Annotated in this window: 13 protein-coding genes; 11 read left to right on the top strand and 2 right to left on the bottom strand. The window is 69.4% G+C overall.

Going from position 1 to position 16479, the window contains the following annotated elements:
- Positions 1–9 precede the first annotated feature (9 nt).
- The 7 genes from JJ691_RS17680 to JJ691_RS17650 all read left to right on the top strand — a co-directional run bounded on the left by JJ691_RS17680 (position 10) and on the right by JJ691_RS17650 (position 9826).
- A complete protein-coding gene (locus tag JJ691_RS17680) occupies positions 10–867 on the top strand; it encodes an HU family DNA-binding protein (RefSeq protein WP_211771544.1) in 858 nt (285 codons plus the stop codon).
- A gap of 379 nt (positions 868–1246) precedes the next feature.
- Entirely contained in the window at positions 1247–4477 is a 3231-nt protein-coding gene (locus JJ691_RS17675) for an EAL domain-containing protein (RefSeq protein WP_211769847.1), read from the top strand.
- On the top strand, positions 4474–6021 hold the full coding sequence (locus tag JJ691_RS17670) for an ABC transporter substrate-binding protein (protein WP_211769846.1): 1548 nt from the start codon (positions 4474–4476) through the stop codon (positions 6019–6021). Before JJ691_RS17675 ends, JJ691_RS17670 begins: the two co-directional genes overlap by 4 nt.
- Positions 6022–6109: 88 nt before the next feature.
- Positions 6110–6844, top strand: coding sequence for a trypsin-like serine peptidase (locus JJ691_RS17665; protein ID WP_211769845.1), 735 nt, complete (start codon positions 6110–6112; stop codon positions 6842–6844).
- A 15-nt stretch (positions 6845–6859) separates the two neighbouring features.
- On the top strand, positions 6860–7639 hold the full coding sequence (locus JJ691_RS17660; protein ID WP_211769844.1) for a methyltransferase: 780 nt from the start codon (positions 6860–6862) through the stop codon (positions 7637–7639).
- Entirely contained in the window at positions 7636–8394 is a 759-nt protein-coding gene (locus JJ691_RS17655) for a PIG-L deacetylase family protein (RefSeq protein WP_211769843.1), read from the top strand. The genes JJ691_RS17660 and JJ691_RS17655 overlap by 4 nt, the downstream gene beginning before the upstream one ends.
- Positions 8395–8854: 460 nt before the next feature.
- The gene (locus JJ691_RS17650; protein ID WP_211769842.1) at positions 8855–9826 is read left to right on the top strand and encodes a DUF222 domain-containing protein; all 972 of its coding nucleotides are present in this window, start codon (positions 8855–8857) and stop codon (positions 9824–9826) included.
- Between the two features lie 325 nt (positions 9827–10151).
- Here JJ691_RS17650 and JJ691_RS17645 read toward each other — a convergent pair whose 3' ends face one another.
- A complete protein-coding gene (locus tag JJ691_RS17645; protein ID WP_211769841.1) occupies positions 10152–10949 on the bottom strand; it encodes an alpha/beta fold hydrolase in 798 nt (265 codons plus the stop codon).
- 201 nt (positions 10950–11150) lie between these two features.
- On the opposite strand from JJ691_RS17645, the gene JJ691_RS17640 reads away from it, so the two are divergent.
- Together JJ691_RS17640 and JJ691_RS17635 are read left to right on the top strand one after the other, a co-directional pair.
- A complete protein-coding gene (locus JJ691_RS17640) occupies positions 11151–12077 on the top strand; it encodes an endo-beta-N-acetylglucosaminidase H (RefSeq protein ID WP_211769840.1) in 927 nt (308 codons plus the stop codon).
- A 55-nt stretch (positions 12078–12132) separates the two neighbouring features.
- Positions 12133–13539 carry an MFS transporter gene (locus JJ691_RS17635; RefSeq protein WP_249228001.1) on the top strand — a complete coding sequence of 469 codons (1407 nt, stop codon included), beginning with the start codon at positions 12133–12135 and terminating at the stop codon, positions 13537–13539.
- Here the strand turns inward: JJ691_RS17635 and JJ691_RS17630 are convergent.
- Entirely contained in the window at positions 13518–14429 is a 912-nt protein-coding gene (locus JJ691_RS17630) for an SDR family oxidoreductase (protein WP_211769839.1), read from the bottom strand. The two genes, JJ691_RS17635 and JJ691_RS17630, sit on opposite strands and share 22 nt — an antisense overlap.
- Positions 14430–14512: 83 nt before the next feature.
- Here JJ691_RS17630 and JJ691_RS17625 point away from each other — a divergent pair, with 83 nt between their 5' ends.
- Entirely contained in the window at positions 14513–15091 is a 579-nt protein-coding gene (locus JJ691_RS17625; protein WP_211769838.1) for a TetR/AcrR family transcriptional regulator, read from the top strand.
- Positions 15092–15103: 12 nt separating this feature from the next.
- The gene (locus JJ691_RS17620) at positions 15104–16369 is read left to right on the top strand and encodes a carboxylesterase/lipase family protein (protein ID WP_211769837.1); all 1266 of its coding nucleotides are present in this window, start codon (positions 15104–15106) and stop codon (positions 16367–16369) included.
- Positions 16370–16479 lie beyond the last annotated feature (110 nt).

The raw sequence follows: 16479 nt of genomic DNA, 5'->3' as shown, positions 1-16479 counted from the left end.
GGTCAGGAAATGAACAAGGGACAGCTGATCGAGATGCTCGGCCTGCGACTGGGCATGGACAAGAAGATGGCGGCCCAGGCCGTCGACGGCATGTTCGACATCATCGTCCGCAACGTCGACAAGGGCGAGAATGTCATGCTCACGGGCTTCGGTGTGTTCGAGAAACGGGCCCGCGCGGCCCGAACCGCCCGCAATCCCCGGACCGGCCAGCAGTTGCGGCTGAGGCGGACGAACGTGCCGAGCTTCCGGGCCGGCACGCTGTTCAAGGAAGTGGTCGACGGTTCCCGCAAGCTCGGCCGCGCCCCCGCGGCCAAGCCCGTGGCGACGACGGCCGCGGCGGCTCGGACGACAACCGCCGCGAAGACGACCCGCGCCGCCGCAAGCAAGCCGGCGGCCAGGGCCGCGCGACCGGCCGCCGCCAGGACCACGCGCACGGCCGCGGCCTCGACCCGCGCGGCGGCGGGAAGCAAGGCGAAGGCGACGCGCACGACCCGCCCGGCCGCGAAGACCGCGTCGACCACGCGTGTGACCACGGCCAAGACCACGGCGAAGGCAACTCGCCCGGCCACCGCGAAGGCAACCCGCCCCGCCGCTTCGAGGACCACGGCGAAGGCCACTGGAAGGACCGCGCCGGCCACCCGCGCGACCACCGCGAAGACCACGGCGAAGGCGTCCAGCCCGGCCGCCGCCAAGGCCGCGAAGGCGAGTCGACCCGCCGCCGGAAAGGCGGCCAAGGCGACCCGCCCGGCGGCGGCCAAGGCGACGGCGAAAGCGAGCCGGCCGGCGACCAAGAAGGTGGCAACTGTGAAGAAGGCGGCGGCCGCGAAGAAGGCGAAGCCGGCGGCCAAGAAGCGCGCCAAGAAGTGACGCGAGCGCGGCGGGGCCGGTCGACCGGGGTCGATCGGCCCGCCGTCGTTATTCGTGAGCGTTCCCGGCATCAACTTGCGGGTGTCAACTTGCAGATTTGCCCCGGTGTACGGTGACCTACTGTGTCGACATGTATCCCAGTGGCTCCGCAGCGTTATGATCTCTCGGATGTTCATGCCGTCCGGCGAACGCGTTAGGCCAGGTGCTTCCGCCTCGAATCCGTCGAACCTTATGGTGAACGGCGTCACTGACAGGAAGCCGATGGGGTGTTGAACCTGTGACCAGGGGTCCCGGCACGCGCGGTGCACGCCCGACCTGGTGGCGGCGTCGTGTCTGGCACAGACTCGCGATCATCGGGCTGGCCTTCTCCTTACCCCTCGTGACCTCGACGTACCTGTTGATGGTCAACAACGGCCAGCGCATCGAGTTCAGCCAGAACGAGCTGCGCGGCCTGGACTATCTGCGGCCGCTGGAGGCGCTGCTGGTTGACGTGACGTCAGACCGCACGCTCTACCGGCTGGCGGCGGCCGGACAGGCCACCACCGAGCAGGTGCACGCGGCCCAGATGCGGGTGGACAACGACTTCGCCGCGCTGACCGAGGCCGACGGGCGCGACGGCGACGAGCTGAAGACGACCGGCGCCCACCTCAACGCCAGCGTGCTGCCGACGACCCTGGCCAAGAACTGGCACACCTGGGAGGCCGGCCGGCACGATCCAGGAACCGACGATGCCTTCCATTCGCTGCTGGTGGCCAACCTGCGCACGCTGGTCTCCTACGTCGGCGTGACCTCGAACCTGGTGCTCGATCCGGAACTGAGCCCCTATCACATCGCCGACGCGCTGGCCGTGCGCACGCCGGCGATCATCGACCACACCCGGTCGCTCGGGGACACCGTGGACAAGCTCCTCGCCGACGACCACTCGCGCATCATGCTGTCGGACCGGACCGGCGTCGCCGCCACGGTGGCCACCCTGTCCGCCGACGCCGACGGTCTCCAGGACGACCTGTTCACCACGTTCCAGGACGGCGGCGGCAGCCCGGAAGCGCGGGCGGTGCAGAACGCGCTCGGTCCGCTGCTGACCACCACCTACCTGAACGTGGCCAACCTCGACACGATGATCACCCGGGACTTCGTGCAGGCCCCGCAGATCGGGCTGACCCAGCCGGCGCTGCGCACCGCTGTCGACCAGGCCCTCGGCGCCGTGTCCGCGCTGTCGACGGCGTTGTCGCAGCGTGAAGGCGTGATCTTGCAGGCCCGCATCGACATGGACTCGCTGAACCGGGAGCTGACCCTGGCCGCGGTGCTGGCCGTGCTCGGGGTGACGGTGCTGCTCACGGTGTGGCAGTCCCGCCGCATCACCACCGACGTCGGCACCGTCTCCCGGGTCGCGGCCTCGCTGGCCGGCGGCGACCTCACCGGCCGGGCCCGGGTGCGCAGCCGGGACGAGATCGGCGTGATGGCCACCGCCTTCAACGAGATGGCCGGACAGCTCCAGCACATGGTCGAGGACCAGCAGCGGGCCGAGCGGACGCTGCGCTCCGAGCGGGACTTCGTGGACGCCGTGCTGGACATCGCCGGCAGCCTGGTGCTGGTCACCGACGACGCCGGCCGCATCGTCCGGTTCAACCGGGCCTGCGAGGTGACCACCGGGTACGCCGCCGCGGACGTGGTCGGGCGGCTGTGCTGGGAGCTGTTCCTGCTGCCCGAGGACCGGCCCTGCATCGAGGCGCAGTTCGCCCACCTGTCCCCGGAGTCGTTCCCCAGCAACTTCGAGTGCCCGTGGCTGACCAAGTCCGGCGAGCAGCGGTGGATCTCCTGGTCCAACACGGCGCTGGTGGACGAGGGCGGCGTCGTCACGCACGTGATCGCCACCGGTCTGGACGTCACCGCCCAGCGCGACGCCGAGGCCGGGCTGCGGGAGGCCAAGGAGCGGTTCCAGAAGGCGTTCGACCACGCCTCGATCGGCATGTGCCTGGTCGACTCGGAGTCCCGGTTCACGCAGGTCAACCGGGCGCTGTGCGAGATGCTGGACCGCACCGAGCAGGAACTGCTGACGCTGCGCGTCTCCGACGTGACCCATCCCGACGACCTGTCGGCCAGCCAGGCCACCGCCGTGGAGGCGACCGACGGCTACAGCACGCCGCACCGGCTGGAGAAGCGCTACCTGCGGCCCGACGGCCGGGTGGTGTGGGCCTGGGTGACGGTGTCCACCGTCTACTCCGAGGACGAGGACCAGCCGTACTTCGTCACGCAGGTCGAGGACGTCACCGAGCGGCGGGAGGCGGAGGCCCGACTGGTCCGGCAGGCCCTGCACGACCCGCTGACCGGGCTGCCCAACCGGACGCTGCTGATGGACCGGCTGCGGCAGGTGCTGGCCCGGGCCGACCGGCATCCCGAGCTGACCGCGGTGCTGTTCATCGACCTGGACGGCTTCAAGGACGTCAACGACAGCCTCGGGCACGACGTCGGCGACGAGGTGCTGCGCGAGATCGGCCGCCGGTTGCAGGCGCACATCCGCCCGCTGGACACCGTGGCCCGGCTGGGCGGCGACGAGTTCGTGGTGCTGTGTCAGGACCTGGCCAGCGAGCAGAACGTCGTGGAGATCTCCGAGCGGCTGGCCGAGGTGCTGTCCGAGCCGGTGGCCATCGGCACGTTCGAGGTCGTGGTCACGGCCAGCGTCGGCATCGCCCTGGCCAACGGCAGCGCGCCGACGCCGGAGGACCTGCTGCGCGACGCCGACGCTGCCATGTACGGGGCCAAGACGCGCGGCAAGAACCGGTGCGAGATCTTCGACGCCGGGCTGCAGGCCCGCGCCGTCGACCGGGTGGCGATCGCCTCGGCGCTGCGGCAGGGCCTGCGCGACGACCGGTTCGTGCTGCACTTCCAGCCGGTCATCGACATCGGCACCGGGACCACGGTGGCGGTGGAGTCGCTGGTCCGGCTGGACGACCCCGACCGCGGGCTGCTCGCGCCGGACACGTTCATCCAGGTCGCCGAGGACAGCGGGCTGATCGTGCCGATCGGCACCTCCGTGCTGGAGCAGGCCTGCCGGGAGCTGACCCGGTGGCGGGACAGCGGGGCGGCTCCGGCCGGGCTGCGGACCGCGGTGAACCTGTCGGCCCGGCAGGTCAACCGGCCGGACCTGGCCGCCACCATCGAACGGGCGCTGGCCGACGCCGACCTGGAGCCGGCCGGGCTGACCCTGGAGCTGACCGAGACCGTGCTGATGGAGGCCGACGCGGCGACGCTGCGGCAGCTGGAGCGGATCCGGGAGCTGGGGGTGGAGCTGGGCATCGACGACTTCGGCACCGGCTACTCGTCGCTGACCTACCTGAAGCGGTTCCCGGTCAGCTTCGTCAAGATCGACCGGTCGTTCGTGTCCGGCCTGGTCACCGACCCGTCCGACCGGGAGATCGTGACCGCGGTGATCCGGTTGGGGCAGGCCCTCGGGCTGACCACCATCGCCGAGGGCGTCGAGGAGCTGGCCCAGTTCGAACTGCTCCGCGAGTTGGGCTGCGACCAGGCCCAGGGCTACCTGCTGGGGCGGCCCAAGGCCGGCCCGCCGGGATCGGCGGCGGCCGTGCTGACCGTGGCGCCGATGTCGTGACCCTCTCGCGGCGGAACCTGCTGCGCGCCGGGGCGTTGCTGGGCCTCGGCGCGGTGGCGGTCGGTTGCTCCACGGACCGGGACACAAGGGCGGTCAGCGCCGCGGCGCTCGGGCCCAGCAAGCACGGCGGCGTGCTGCGGGTCGGGATCGCCGGCGGCAGCTCGGCCGACGGGCTCGACCCACACCACCCGCCGACCTATCCGGACCAGGCTCGGGTGTCCAATCTGTACGAGCCGCTGTTCCTGCACGACGTCTCGTACACCATCCAGCCGGTGCTGGCCGAGTCGATCGAGGCGGCGGACCACGGCAGCACGTGGACACTGCGGCTGCGCGACGGCGTGGAGTTCCACAACGGCAAGCGGCTCGACGTGGACGACGTGATCTTCTCGTTCCGGCGCATCGTGGACACCAAGGCCAACGGGGCCGCGGCGCTGGGCGTCATCGACTTCGACGGGCTGCGCAAGCTGGACGCCCGGACCCTGCGGATCCCGCTCACCCAGCCGTACGCGCTGTTCCAGGACGAGCTGGCCCAGTACTACAACGCGATCGTGCCGGTCGGCTTCGACCCGGCCAAGCCGGTGGGCACCGGGCCGTTCCGGCTCGGCACGTTCACGCCGGGGGACCGCAGCTCCTTCCCGCGGTTCACCAGCTACTGGCGCGGCGACCAGCCGTACGTGGACGAGCTGATGATCATCGACTTCGCCGACTCCGAGGCCCAGCTGGAAGCCCTGCTGGCCGGCGAGGTGGAGGCCATCGACAACCTGCCGGCCGAGCGGGTGGCCACGGTGAAGGCCGCCGGGGCCAACGTGCTGGTGTCGGAGACCGGCAACTGGACGCCGTTCACCATGCGGGTCGACACCAAGCCGCTGGCCGATCCGCGGGTGCGGCAGGCGCTGCGGCTGGTCGTGGACCGGGAGCAGATGATCAGCCAGGCCTGGAACGGCCAGGGCCGGGTCGGCAACGACCTCTACGCGCCGTTCGACGTCTGCTACGCCAAGCAGCTGCCGCAACGGGAACAGGACCTGGCCCAGGCCCGATCCCTGCTGCGCAGCGCCGGACAGTCCGACCTCCAGATCGAGCTGGTCACCTCCGGTGCCGTCGGCGACGGCGCGGTGGCCGCCGCGCAGCTGTTCGCCCAGCAGGCCAAGGGGGCCGGAGTCGACGTGCGGGTGCGCACCGTCGACAGCGCCACCTTCTACGGGCGGGACTACCTGGGCTGGACCTTCGCCCAGGACTACTGGTTCACCCGCGGCTACCTGCCGCAGGCCGCGCAGGGCTCGCTGCCCAACGCCCCGTACAACGAGTGCCACTGGAACGATCCGACGTTCAACTCCCTGATCTGCAGCGCCCGGGCCGAACTCGACGTCACCCGCCGGACCCGGCTGCTCCAGGACGCCCAGCAGCTGGAGTACGACCACGGCGGCTACATCGTGTGGGGTTTCAAGAACCAGGTCGACGCCTACAGCAACAAGGTCACCGGCTTCGTGCCGGACCGCAGCCTGCCGCTGTCGTCGTTCCAGTTCCGGACGGTCTCGTTCGTCTGATGGTTGGTCACGTTCGGTCCCGCCCCCAAGGCCTGATCAGCGCTTAGGATCCCTCTTCGATCGGCTTGTGGAGGCGGGGGGAAACGCGATGCGACGGATGTTGACGCTGGTGGCGGTGCTGGTGCTGATGGCCGTGTACGCGGCGACGGCCAGCGGCGCGGCCCGCAGCTGGTCGACGCCGATCGGGGTGATCGCGCCCAACAATCTGGGCGTCGGCCACTACTGCTCGGCCAGCGTGGTCGCCAGCCCGCGGCACAACGTCGTGCTCACGGCCGCGCACTGCGTGTGGGACACCGACCCGGCCACGAAGGCGGTGTGGTTCCTGCCGTCCTTCAACAACGGCGCCGCCAGCACCTACGGCCGCTGGCGCGTCGTGAAGATCATCGTACCGCCGCAGTACCTCCAGTGGCGCAAGACCCATCCGGCGCCGGCGGGGCAGGACCGCACCAATCCGTACGACTACGCCTTCCTGATCGTCGATGGTGACGTGCAGGGCCGCACCGGGGCCCTGACGCCGGTGGTCAACGCGGTCGGCGGCCCGACCACTGTGGCCGGCTACAACGACACCGGCGGCAGCCTCTCGTCCTGTCGCAGCACCGCCAACCGCTGGGAGTACCAGGGCAACTGGTACCTGAAGGTGGCCTGCCCGTCAGTCAGCCTGAGCAGCGGCACCAGCGGCGGGCCGTTCGTCGAGACCGGCACCAACCGGGTCATCGGCGTGATGGGCGGCTACCAGGAGGGCGGCCCGACGCCGTACACCGACTACAGCTCGGCGTTCCAGGCCGACTTCACCGCCGCCTACGACCTGGCCAAGCGCGGCTGACGGTAGTTTGGCCTGGTGGCTGACGATCCTTTTGCCCAGCTGGCCGACAAGTTCGCTGACGAGGCATATGCCTCGGTGAAGGGGTATGTGCGCACCTACGTGCTGCACCACCAGCTGCTGGAGCATCTGCCGCCGTCGGCGACCGTGCTCGACGTCGGCGGCGGGGCGGGGCATCAGTCGTTCCCGCTGGCCGAGGCCGGTTACGAGGTGACGGTGCTCGATCCGTCGGCGGCGATGCTGGGCAAAGCCCGGCAGCGGTGGGAAAAGCTGTCGGCGGAGGCTCAACGGCGGGTGACCTTCGTGCACGCCGACGGCGAGCGGGCTTCGGAGGCTTTGGGCGGTCGTCGTTTCGACGCCGTGTTGTGTCACGGGGTGCTCGGCTACCTCGATGATCCCGTGCCGCTGGTTGATCAGCTGTGCCGGTGCGCCGCGCCCGGCGGTGTCGTCTCGATCATGACCGCCAACGCCAAGACGATGGCCGTGCAGCCCGCGTTGGAACAGCGCTGGGCCGATGCTCTGGCGGCGTTCGATGCCCGTACCGGTATTGGGGTGCTGGGAGTTCGGGGGCGGGCCGACACTGTTGAGGAGATCAGCTCCCTCATCCAGGCTCGGGGCGTGGATCCGGTGCAGTGGTACGGGGTGTGGCTGTTCGTCGACTGGCTCGGGTTCGGTGGTGTCGACGTGGACCCTGGTAGCCGGGAGCAGGTGGCGGCCGTTGAGCTTGAGGCCGCCCGGCGTGATCCCTACCGTCAGCTCAGCCGCGTTTTCCATCTTGTGGGCCGGAAAGCCCGGTGATTCTGCTCGGGGTGTTCGCCCATCCCGACGACGAGTGCACCGTAGCCGGCGGGGTGTTCGTTCGTCATGGTGGGCAGTCGATTCTCGTGTCGTGCACCAACGGCGAGTTTGGTGACGATGTCGGTGGGGTCAAGCCTGGAGCGCCCGGTCATGACCCGGTTCGAGTCGCCGCCACCCGTCGGGCGGAGCTGGACGCCGCCTGTGGCCGGCTTGGCGTGTCGGTTATTGAACGCCTCGGCTACCACGACTCGGGGATGCCCGGGTGGGACGCGTTTACCGATCAGACGGTGTTCAGCGCTGTGGCCGTCGAGTCTGTTGCCCTGAGGGTGCGTGCGCTGGTCGACCGGTATCGGCCGGATGTTGTGGTCACCCACAACGCTGATGCTGCCCATGAGCACGTCGATCACCGCCACGCTGCCCGGGCCACCGCCCTCGCTGTGGAGGGGTTGCCGACGACGCTCTACTTCGGGGCCACTGGAGCTGTCCGCTTCCGGGAGCTTATGGAAGCCTTGGCGCACAACGGGATTCACCGGCCTCCGGCGGATGTCGATCGCCGCCGGGGGTTGGAGCTCATCGAGTCCCGGATCACCACTCGCGTTGCGCTTGGGCCTGCTGTGGTGGACAAGAGGGCTGCCTTGTTTGAACACGCGAGTCAGCTGGGGAGCTCCTTGGCGGCGCAGTTGACGGCGGAGCAGTACGAGGCGGTGTTCGGGACGGAGACGTTCATTCGGGTGCAGGGGGAGTGGGGGTTGTGATTTGGTGTTGGGGGGATTTGTAAGGTTGGTGGCTCCGGGTGGATTTTGCGCGGAGCCTCTGGGCGATGGCGTATCGAGGCGTCATCGGGCAGGCTCCGCCTGCCTCGATTCGCGGATCAGCGTATGCCATCGCCCCCCTCCACGCAAAATCCACCCTCCGATGGGGAGAGTGGGTGGTGGTTGGGTTTCGGGGTGGCTTGGTGGGGTAGGGTTGCCAATTGTATGTTGGTGTGAATTCGCCCGTTAGTGGTTCGAGTTTGATCTTTGATCGGCGTATTATGGAGGCATGAAAGAACTCACCCGAGAGTTGGAGGGTGTAGAGCCTTGTGGGGCTCTATTGGATCTGCTCATGGGTGTGGATATTGCTACTCTGACCGCTGATCAGCAGGTCACGGCGTTCATTGTGGCTCGGAAGATCAAAGCCTTCGCGGATTATGTGCAGTTGTCGATTCTGTGGGATGTGGAGGATACCGCTGAGTTGGCGATGGCGGTGCATGAGCCGGAGCAGTCGGTGGTGCGGCAGAAGCGCAGCAGTGAGGTGCTGGACCGGTTGCCCCGGCTGTCGGAGCTGCTACGGCGCGGCGAGCTGGACCTGCGGCGACTGGAGACCGTGGACGAGCGGATCGTCAACCTGCCCAACCCCGCCATGGTCGCCGAGGTGGAGGACGCCCTGGTCGAGGTGGCTCCGGGGCTGACCCGCACCCAACTGGCCCGCCGGGCTACCAAGGCCGTGGCCGAGGCCGACCCTCTCGGCTACGACCAGCGTCGCCTGAAGGCCAAGCAGGAACGTCGGGTCGAGTTCACGCCACTCCCGGATGGCATGGCCCAACTGAGGATCACCCTCACCGCACTCGACGCCCGCGAGGTCTACGACGTCCTGACCCAGGACGCCCGGGCCCTGGTCAAAGACGACCGCACCACCGACCAGAAACGGGCAGACGCCTTCCTGGACCGCTTCCTGGGCTACGGCATCGACCGGAAGGTCAAGGTCCACGTCACCATCTCCCTGGAGACCCTGATGGGCCTGACCGAAGACCCCGGTCTACTCGACGGCTACGGCCCCATCGCCGCCGACTCCGCCCGCGAACTGGCCATGCACGCCCCCTGGCGCGGACTACTGCTGGACAAGTACCGCCAGGCCTCCGAACTGAGCACCGACACCTACCGCCCCACCACCCGCATCAAGGAATTCGCCGAACTCAACGCCGGCGGCACCTGCTCCGCCCCCGGCTGCACCACCCCCATCCAAGAACTCGACCACACCACCCCCTGGCCCGCCGGCAAAACCAACGCTACCCAACTCAAGGGCTACTGCACCCATCACCACCACCTCAAACACGGCAACCACACAGTCACCCTGGATACAGACAACACCCTCCACTGGGTCACCCCACTAGGCCGCCACTACACCACCCACCCCCACCAATACTGACCACCCGCCCCACCCGTTCTTTGACAACTCCACAGCGAAACCAGCCCAGCCCACTCAAGAACCCACAACAACTCGAATCGGAGGGTGGATTTTGCGCGGAGGGGGGCGATGGCATACGCTGATCCGCGAATCGAGGCAGGCGGAGCCTGCCCGATGACGCCTCGATACGCCATCGCCCAGAGGCTCCGCGCAAAATCCACCCGGAGCCACTTCGTCAATCCAATCCGGAGCGCTAAACCGAAGGCCCCGGGGCAACCGACCCCTCATCCCATCCACGGCAACTGCGCGGCGCGGGCACCCAAACCACAACCGCAACCATCACCCCTCACGCCGCCTTCTCCCGCATCCGAATGATCACCTCCGCCAGCTCTCCCGGCGCTTCCTCCGGCACAAGATGCCCCGCCCCCGTGATAACCGTCAGCTCCGCCCCAGGAATCCGCCCAGCCATAACCTCATGCCCCTCAACCGGCCAGATCGAATCCTGTTCCCCGGCAACCATCGCCGTCGGCACCGCCAGGGCCGCCAACCGCTCAGTCAGATCCTCACGCCCGATCACCGCCCCCAGCACTCCGAGCTCCGCAGCCAGGTCTGAGCCCAGGAACCGCTCTCGAACACCAGCCAGCCGCGACCCAGCCGTCGCCCGATAATCCGGCGAGTAGAGCGCTGCCTCGAACAGCGGCCACCACGGCTCAAGGTTGGAGCTGTGCGTGAAGTACTCGGACAGGGTGTCGTACAAGACCTGATCGTCCGGCCGCTGACCGACCCCGGTCCCGACCAGTACGAGGCCGGAAACCTCTGCCGGGTAGGCGAAAGCGTGTTCCAGGGCGATCATGCCGCCCAGCGAGTGCCCGCACACCAGCGGCTTCCTCACGCCGAGCCCGGCGATCACCGCCTGTAGGTCCGCGGCCAGCTCGGCCATCGTGACCACCGAGCCGGTCCAGGTGCTCGCGCCGTGGGCCCGGACGTCGTAGTCGATCACGCTCAGGCCGGCCCGGACCAGCAGCGGTCCCACGTCGTCCCAGGTGTGCGCCGAGCATGACCAGCCGTGCACGAGCACGACCGCCGGCCCGTCGCCGGCCCGCCGCCAGCGGCATCGTCCCCAGGACAGATCCAGGTGGTCCATGCGGCGAATCTATCAATTCCGTAATCGGCGACTGGAGGGGAATTCCATCGTCTGGAGCACGCCGCCGCCGCGCGCCGGGACGTAGGGTTCGGGAATGATTGTCCCGGCGAGGGAAAGGGTGCACAGCATAACCGGCCGCCACCGCGCAATATTTGACATTTGACGGTGCAATTGACTCGCTCGATGGGAGTTCGATCAAAAATGTTCAAATCTGGTCGGGTCACGGCGCGGCGGGCCGCGCTGGCCCTGCTGGCCGTGGCAGCGCTCACGGCCACCGCGGCGACCACCGCGGCGGCGGCCCCCGCGAACACGGCGGCGGTGCCCCACAAGACCGGGCCGATCTCGGTGGCCTACGTCGAGGTGAACAACAACAGCATGGTCAACGTGGGCAAGTACACGCTGGCCAACGGCGGCGGCAACGTCTTCGACATCGGCGTCATCTTCGCGGCCAACATCAACTACAACACCACGACCAAGTCGGCCTACCTGTACTTCAACCCGCAGGTGCAGAGTGTGCTGGACAACGCGGCGACCCAGATCCGACCGTTGCAGGCCAAGGGCATCAAGGTGATGCTGTCGATTCTCGGCAACCACCAGGGCGCCGGTTTCGCCAACTTCCCGTCCCAGGCGGCGGCCGCCGCGTTCGCCAAGCAGCTGTCCGACGCGGTGTCCAAGTACGGTCTGGACGGCATCGACTTCGACGACGAGTACGCCGAGTACGGCAACAACGGCACCGGCCAGCCCAACGCCAGCTCCTTCGTCCAGCTGGTCACCGCGCTGCGCAACAACATGCCCAGCAAGCTGATCTCGCTGTACAACATCGGCCCGGCCGCGTCCCGGACGGTCTACAACGGCGTCGACGTCGGCCCGAAGTTCAACTACGCCTGGAACCCGTACTACGGCACCTGGGGTGTGCCGAGCATCAACCTGCCCAAGTCGGGTCTGTCGCCGGCGGCCATCGAGATCAACGGCACGTCCACCAGCACCGCGGCCAGCCTGGCCAAGCAGACCGTGTCCGGTGGCTACGGCGTGTTCCTGACCTACAACCTGGGGGCGGGGGACCAGCACTCCTACATCAACAGCTTCACCAACCCGCTGTACGGCAGTAACTCGGTCTACACGCCGTGACAACGACCTCCGGCGGGCTGGACTTCCAGTCCGCTGGAGGTTGCACAGTGGTTGAGTGACTGTCACACGTGAGAGACGCGGCAGCCCGCTGTGGGCCCCGGATCGCCGCGCGGCCACCGTCGGGCTGCTGTTGCTCATGACGCTGGCGGCGTTCGAGGCGATGGGTGTCACCACGGCGATCCCGACGCTCGTGCACGAGCTGCACGGGGAAGCGCTGTACTCGTGGCCGTTCACGATGATGTTGGCCACCCAGGTCGTCGGCAACGTGGTGGCCGGCCGGGTGAGCGACCGCCGTGGCCCTGGGCCGATGCTGATGCTCGGTCCGCTGTTGTTCGCGCTGGGCCTGATCGTCGCCGGCACCGCGGGCACCATGACGCAGCTGCTGGTCGGCCGCGCGTTGCAGGGTTTCGGCGGCGGTGCCCAGATCGTCGCGCTGTACGTGATGATCGCGATGGTGTTCCCGGAACGGGACCAGCCGGCGGTGTTCGGTGCGTCGGCCGCCGCGTGGGTGGTGCCGGCGATGATCGGGCCGACCGCGGCCGGCCTGTTGACCCAGTATCTGAGCTGGCGCTGGGTTTTCCTCGGCCTGGCCCCGCTGGTGCTGCTGGGCTGGGTGCTGATCCTGATCGTGCTGCGCCGGCTGCCGGCCTTCGAGCCCCAGCCCGACCAGCCACGTCGTGGGCTGACAGTCGCCGCCGTGGCCGCGGCGGTCGGGCTGGCCGTGCTCAGCTGGGCCGGCGATCATCGCGACCTCATCGGCCTCGCGGTTGGCATTGTCGGCCTGGCCGCGCTGGTGCTGGCGGTGTTGGTGTTGCTGCCCAAGGGCACGTTGCTCTCCCGGCGGGGCTTGCCGAGCGTGGTCCTGGCCCGCGGCCTGTTGTCCGGGGCGTTCCTGGGTAGCGAAGCCTTCCTTCCTCTTGTGCTGCAACAGGTACACGGCCTCAGCCCGGCCTGGGCCGGTGTGCCGCTGACCGGCGCGGCCGTGGGTTGGTGGCTCGGGTCCTGGTGGCAGGCGCGGCGTCCGGACATCAGCCGGTCGCTGATGCTGCAATGGGGTTTCCTGACCATTGTGGTCGGGCTGGCCCTGGTGACGCTGGTCGCGCCGGCGTGGGGTCCGGCCTGGGTGGCCGTGCCGGCGTGGGCGATTTCCGGGCTGGGCATGGGATTGGCCACCGCCTGCACGTCCGTGCTGGTGTTGCGGCTGTCGCCGCCGGCCGATCGTGGCTTCAACTCGGCGGCGTTGCAGCTGTCCGACCTTTTTGGACAGTCGGTGTGCATCGCGCTCGGCGGTGTGCTGGTGGCGCTGCTGGGGCCGGCCGGCGGCTGGTCGCCGCAGAACGCCCTGATGGTCGGGCTCGGTCTCGTTGGCGCCTTCCTGGTCAGCCGCCGCAGCGCCACGACCGCCGAACCGCATCCGGGGATGCAGTCCGGCGGCCAGGTTCAGCTCGACACCGCGAAGTAATGGCCCTCGTCGATGTCGGCCAGCAGGCCGGGGTGCTCGGGCTTCCAGTCCAGCAGCTGTTGCGTGCGGGCGCTGGAGGCCGGGTTGTTGATGGCAGCGAACCGAGCGAACCAGCCGAAGTGGTCATCTGCGTTCTCGGGGGCGATGCTCGCGGCCGGCACGCCGAGGTGGCGGCCGATGGCCTCGGCGATCTGACGGAGCGACACGCCCTCGTCGTCCACGGCGTGCAGCCGGGACCCGGCCGGGGCGTGCTCCAGGGCCAGCCGGTAGAGCCGGGCGACGTCCAGCGTGTGGCCGGCGGGCCAGACGTTGGCGCCGTCGCCGATGTAGCCGGAGACGCCCTTGGCGCGAGCGATGCCGATCAGGGTCGGGACGAAGCCGTGCTTGTCGAGTGAGCTGTGCACGGTCGGCGGCAGGCGCAGGACCGAGGATCGGATGCCCTGGCCGGCGAGCTCGATGGTCAGGTTCTCGGTGTCCACCCGGTAGCCGCCGGGCAGCACGACGTCCTCGGTGCCGATGCCCTGGTGGTCGGCCAGGGCGAGCATGCCGGTGCCGGAGGTGCCGACCAGCGGCTTGCCGGTGCCGGCGAGGGCGTCGGCGATGGCCCGGGTGGCGGCCAGGTCGGCCACGGCGGCGCCTTCGAGGTCGCCGGCGATCATCGCGTCGTGCTTGAAGGCGAGGTGGATGACGCCGTCGGCATCGGCCGACGCGTCGTGCAGGACGTCGAGGCTGTCCAGGTCGCCGCGGCGCACCTCGACGCCACGGGCCGCCAGCGCCGCCGCGGAGGCGTCGGAGCGGGCCAGGCCCACGACCTGGTGGCCGGCCGCCTGCAGTTCGGGGATGACGGCCGAGCCGACGTGGCCGCTGGCTCCGGTGACAAATACGCGCATTGCTGATCCTCCTGTGATGACACCTGGTGTCATAACCACGGTAGCACTCCACGACACCGGGTGTCATCACATAGACTGTCGGCGTGAGTCGGTGGGAGCCCAACGCGCGGACGCGGCTGGAACGAGCCTCGCTCGAGCTTTTTGTCGAGCGCGGCTACGACAACACGACCGTGGCCGAGATCGCCGAACGGGCCGGGCTGACCAAGCGGACCTTCTTCCGGCACTTCGCCGACAAGCGCGAGGTCCTGTTCGGCGGGCAGGAGATACTCAGCCGCCTGTTCACCGAGGCCATCGCCGGCGCGCCCGCGTCGGCCACCCCGCTGGAGACCATCGCCGCCGCCCTGGCCGCCGTGGCCCCGATCTTCAACCTCGACCGGTTCGAACTGGTGCTGCGCCGGCAGGAGGTCATCGCCGCGCACACCGATCTCCAGGAACGGGAGCTGCTCAAGGCCGCCACCCTGACCGCCGTCATGGCCGAGGGCTTCCGGGCCCGTGGCCTCGCCGACCTGGCGGCCGGCGTCGCCGCCGAACTCGGCCAGCTCGCCTTCCGCACGGCGTTCTTCCGGTGGGTGGCCAGCGGCGGGCGGGAGTTCGTGCACATCGCCAAGGAGGTCGTGGCCGATCTGCAAACGGCGGCGGAGCTGGTGACCACCGGACAGTGATAGAAGAAAGCCATGCGTGACACGGTGGTTCGGACCAGGGCCGGGGATGTGCGGGGCCGATGGTCGGATGAGGTGGCCTGCTTCCTCGGCATTCCCTACGCCACGGCCGGCCGGTTCGAGGTGCCGACGCCGGTCGCGCCGTGGGACGGCGTGCGGGACGCCCTGGCCTTCGGCCCCACCGCGCCCGGCGCCGAACTGCTGCCGTCGGAGTACGGCCCGTCCCCGAAGATCCCCGGCGACGAGTGGCTCAACCTCAACGTGTGGACGCCGTCGCTGACCGGCGACCAGCCGGTGCTGGTGTGGATTCACGGCGGGGCCAACACCATGGGCTCCTCGGCGCAGCCGGTGTTCGACGGCACGGCGTTCGCCCGTGACGGCGTGGTGTTCGTGTCCGTCAACTACCGGCTCGGCGTGGAGGGCTTCGGTCAACTGCCCGACGCCCCGGCCAACCGGGGGCGGCGCGATCAGATCGCCGCCCTGGAATGGGTGCGCGACAACATCTCCGCCTTCGGCGGCGACCCGGGCAACGTGACCGTGGCCGGCATCTCGGCCGGGGCCGGCGCGGTGCTGGCCTTGCTGTCGCTGGACACCGGCCTGTTCCGACGGGCCGTGATCCAGAGCGGCCTGCTGCACAGCGCGCACGCGGCCAACGACGCCGCCCTGGTCACTGCCGAGGTCGCCCGCCGTGCCTGCGTCGAACCCACCGCCGCGGCCTTGCGAGCCGTCGACCCCGACAAGCTCGCCGGCCTTGCCCACGCGGTCGACGGCGAGGTCGGCGCGAACCCCGATGCCGCCTTGTGGGGTGCGAGCGTCGTGGCTACCGGCATGGGGTTCAGCACCGTGATCGACGGTTCGCTGGTGACCGGCGATCCATGGCAGCGCGTGCTCGACGGCGTCGGCGAGGACATGGACCTGCTGGTCGGCCTGGCCTCCGACGAGCTGCTGCGGATGCTGCCCGGCGCCCCCGACCAAGCCGCCGCCCTCACCGACGCGATGTTCCGCCGGCCCGTCCACGAGCTCGCCGCCGGCCGCGCCGGCCGCACCTTCGTCTACGAGTTCGGCTGGCCGTCCCCGCTGCCCGGCGTCGGGGCCGCCCACGGCCTGGACGTGGGCTTCGTGTTCGACACCCTCGGCAATTGCCCGCTGGAAGGCGACGATCCGCCCCAGCGGCTGGCCGACACCGTGCACCGGGCCTGGGTCGAGTTCGTCCGTGACGGAAATCCGGGATGGCCGGCCTACCCGTCGACAACGCGCTTCGAATCGCCGGACCCGGTATGACCCGTCGGACCTGACAGAACGCCTGTCCACAATGGACTTCTGGGGGCCATCGGCGACACGGCCGGGTGGGGGTCCGCCGGATTGTCGGTGGGTACCTGTACCGTCGCGGG

The sequence above is a fragment of the Kutzneria sp. CA-103260 genome, from assembly GCF_018263855.1.
Taxonomy (GTDB): Bacteria; Actinomycetota; Actinomycetes; order Mycobacteriales; family Pseudonocardiaceae; genus Kutzneria.
Note: the sequence above shows the minus strand (reverse complement) of the source record. Positions and strands in the feature narration are given on the sequence as shown.

Excerpts from the sequence above, each read along its gene's own strand:
- JJ691_RS17665 (WP_211769845.1), top strand. The coding sequence starts at position 6,110 with ATGCGACGGATGTTGACGCTGGTGGCGGTGCTGGTGCTGATGGCCGTG.
- JJ691_RS17680 (WP_211771544.1), top strand. The coding sequence starts at position 10 with ATGAACAAGGGACAGCTGATCGAGATGCTCGGCCTGCGACTGGGCATG.
- JJ691_RS17640 (WP_211769840.1), top strand. The coding sequence starts at position 11,151 with ATGTTCAAATCTGGTCGGGTCACGGCGCGGCGGGCCGCGCTGGCCCTG.
- JJ691_RS17630 (WP_211769839.1), bottom strand. The coding sequence starts at position 14,429 with ATGCGCGTATTTGTCACCGGAGCCAGCGGCCACGTCGGCTCGGCCGTC.
- JJ691_RS17645 (WP_211769841.1), bottom strand. The coding sequence starts at position 10,949 with ATGGACCACCTGGATCTGTCCTGGGGACGATGCCGCTGGCGGCGGGCC.
- JJ691_RS17620 (WP_211769837.1), top strand. The coding sequence starts at position 15,104 with ATGCGTGACACGGTGGTTCGGACCAGGGCCGGGGATGTGCGGGGCCGA.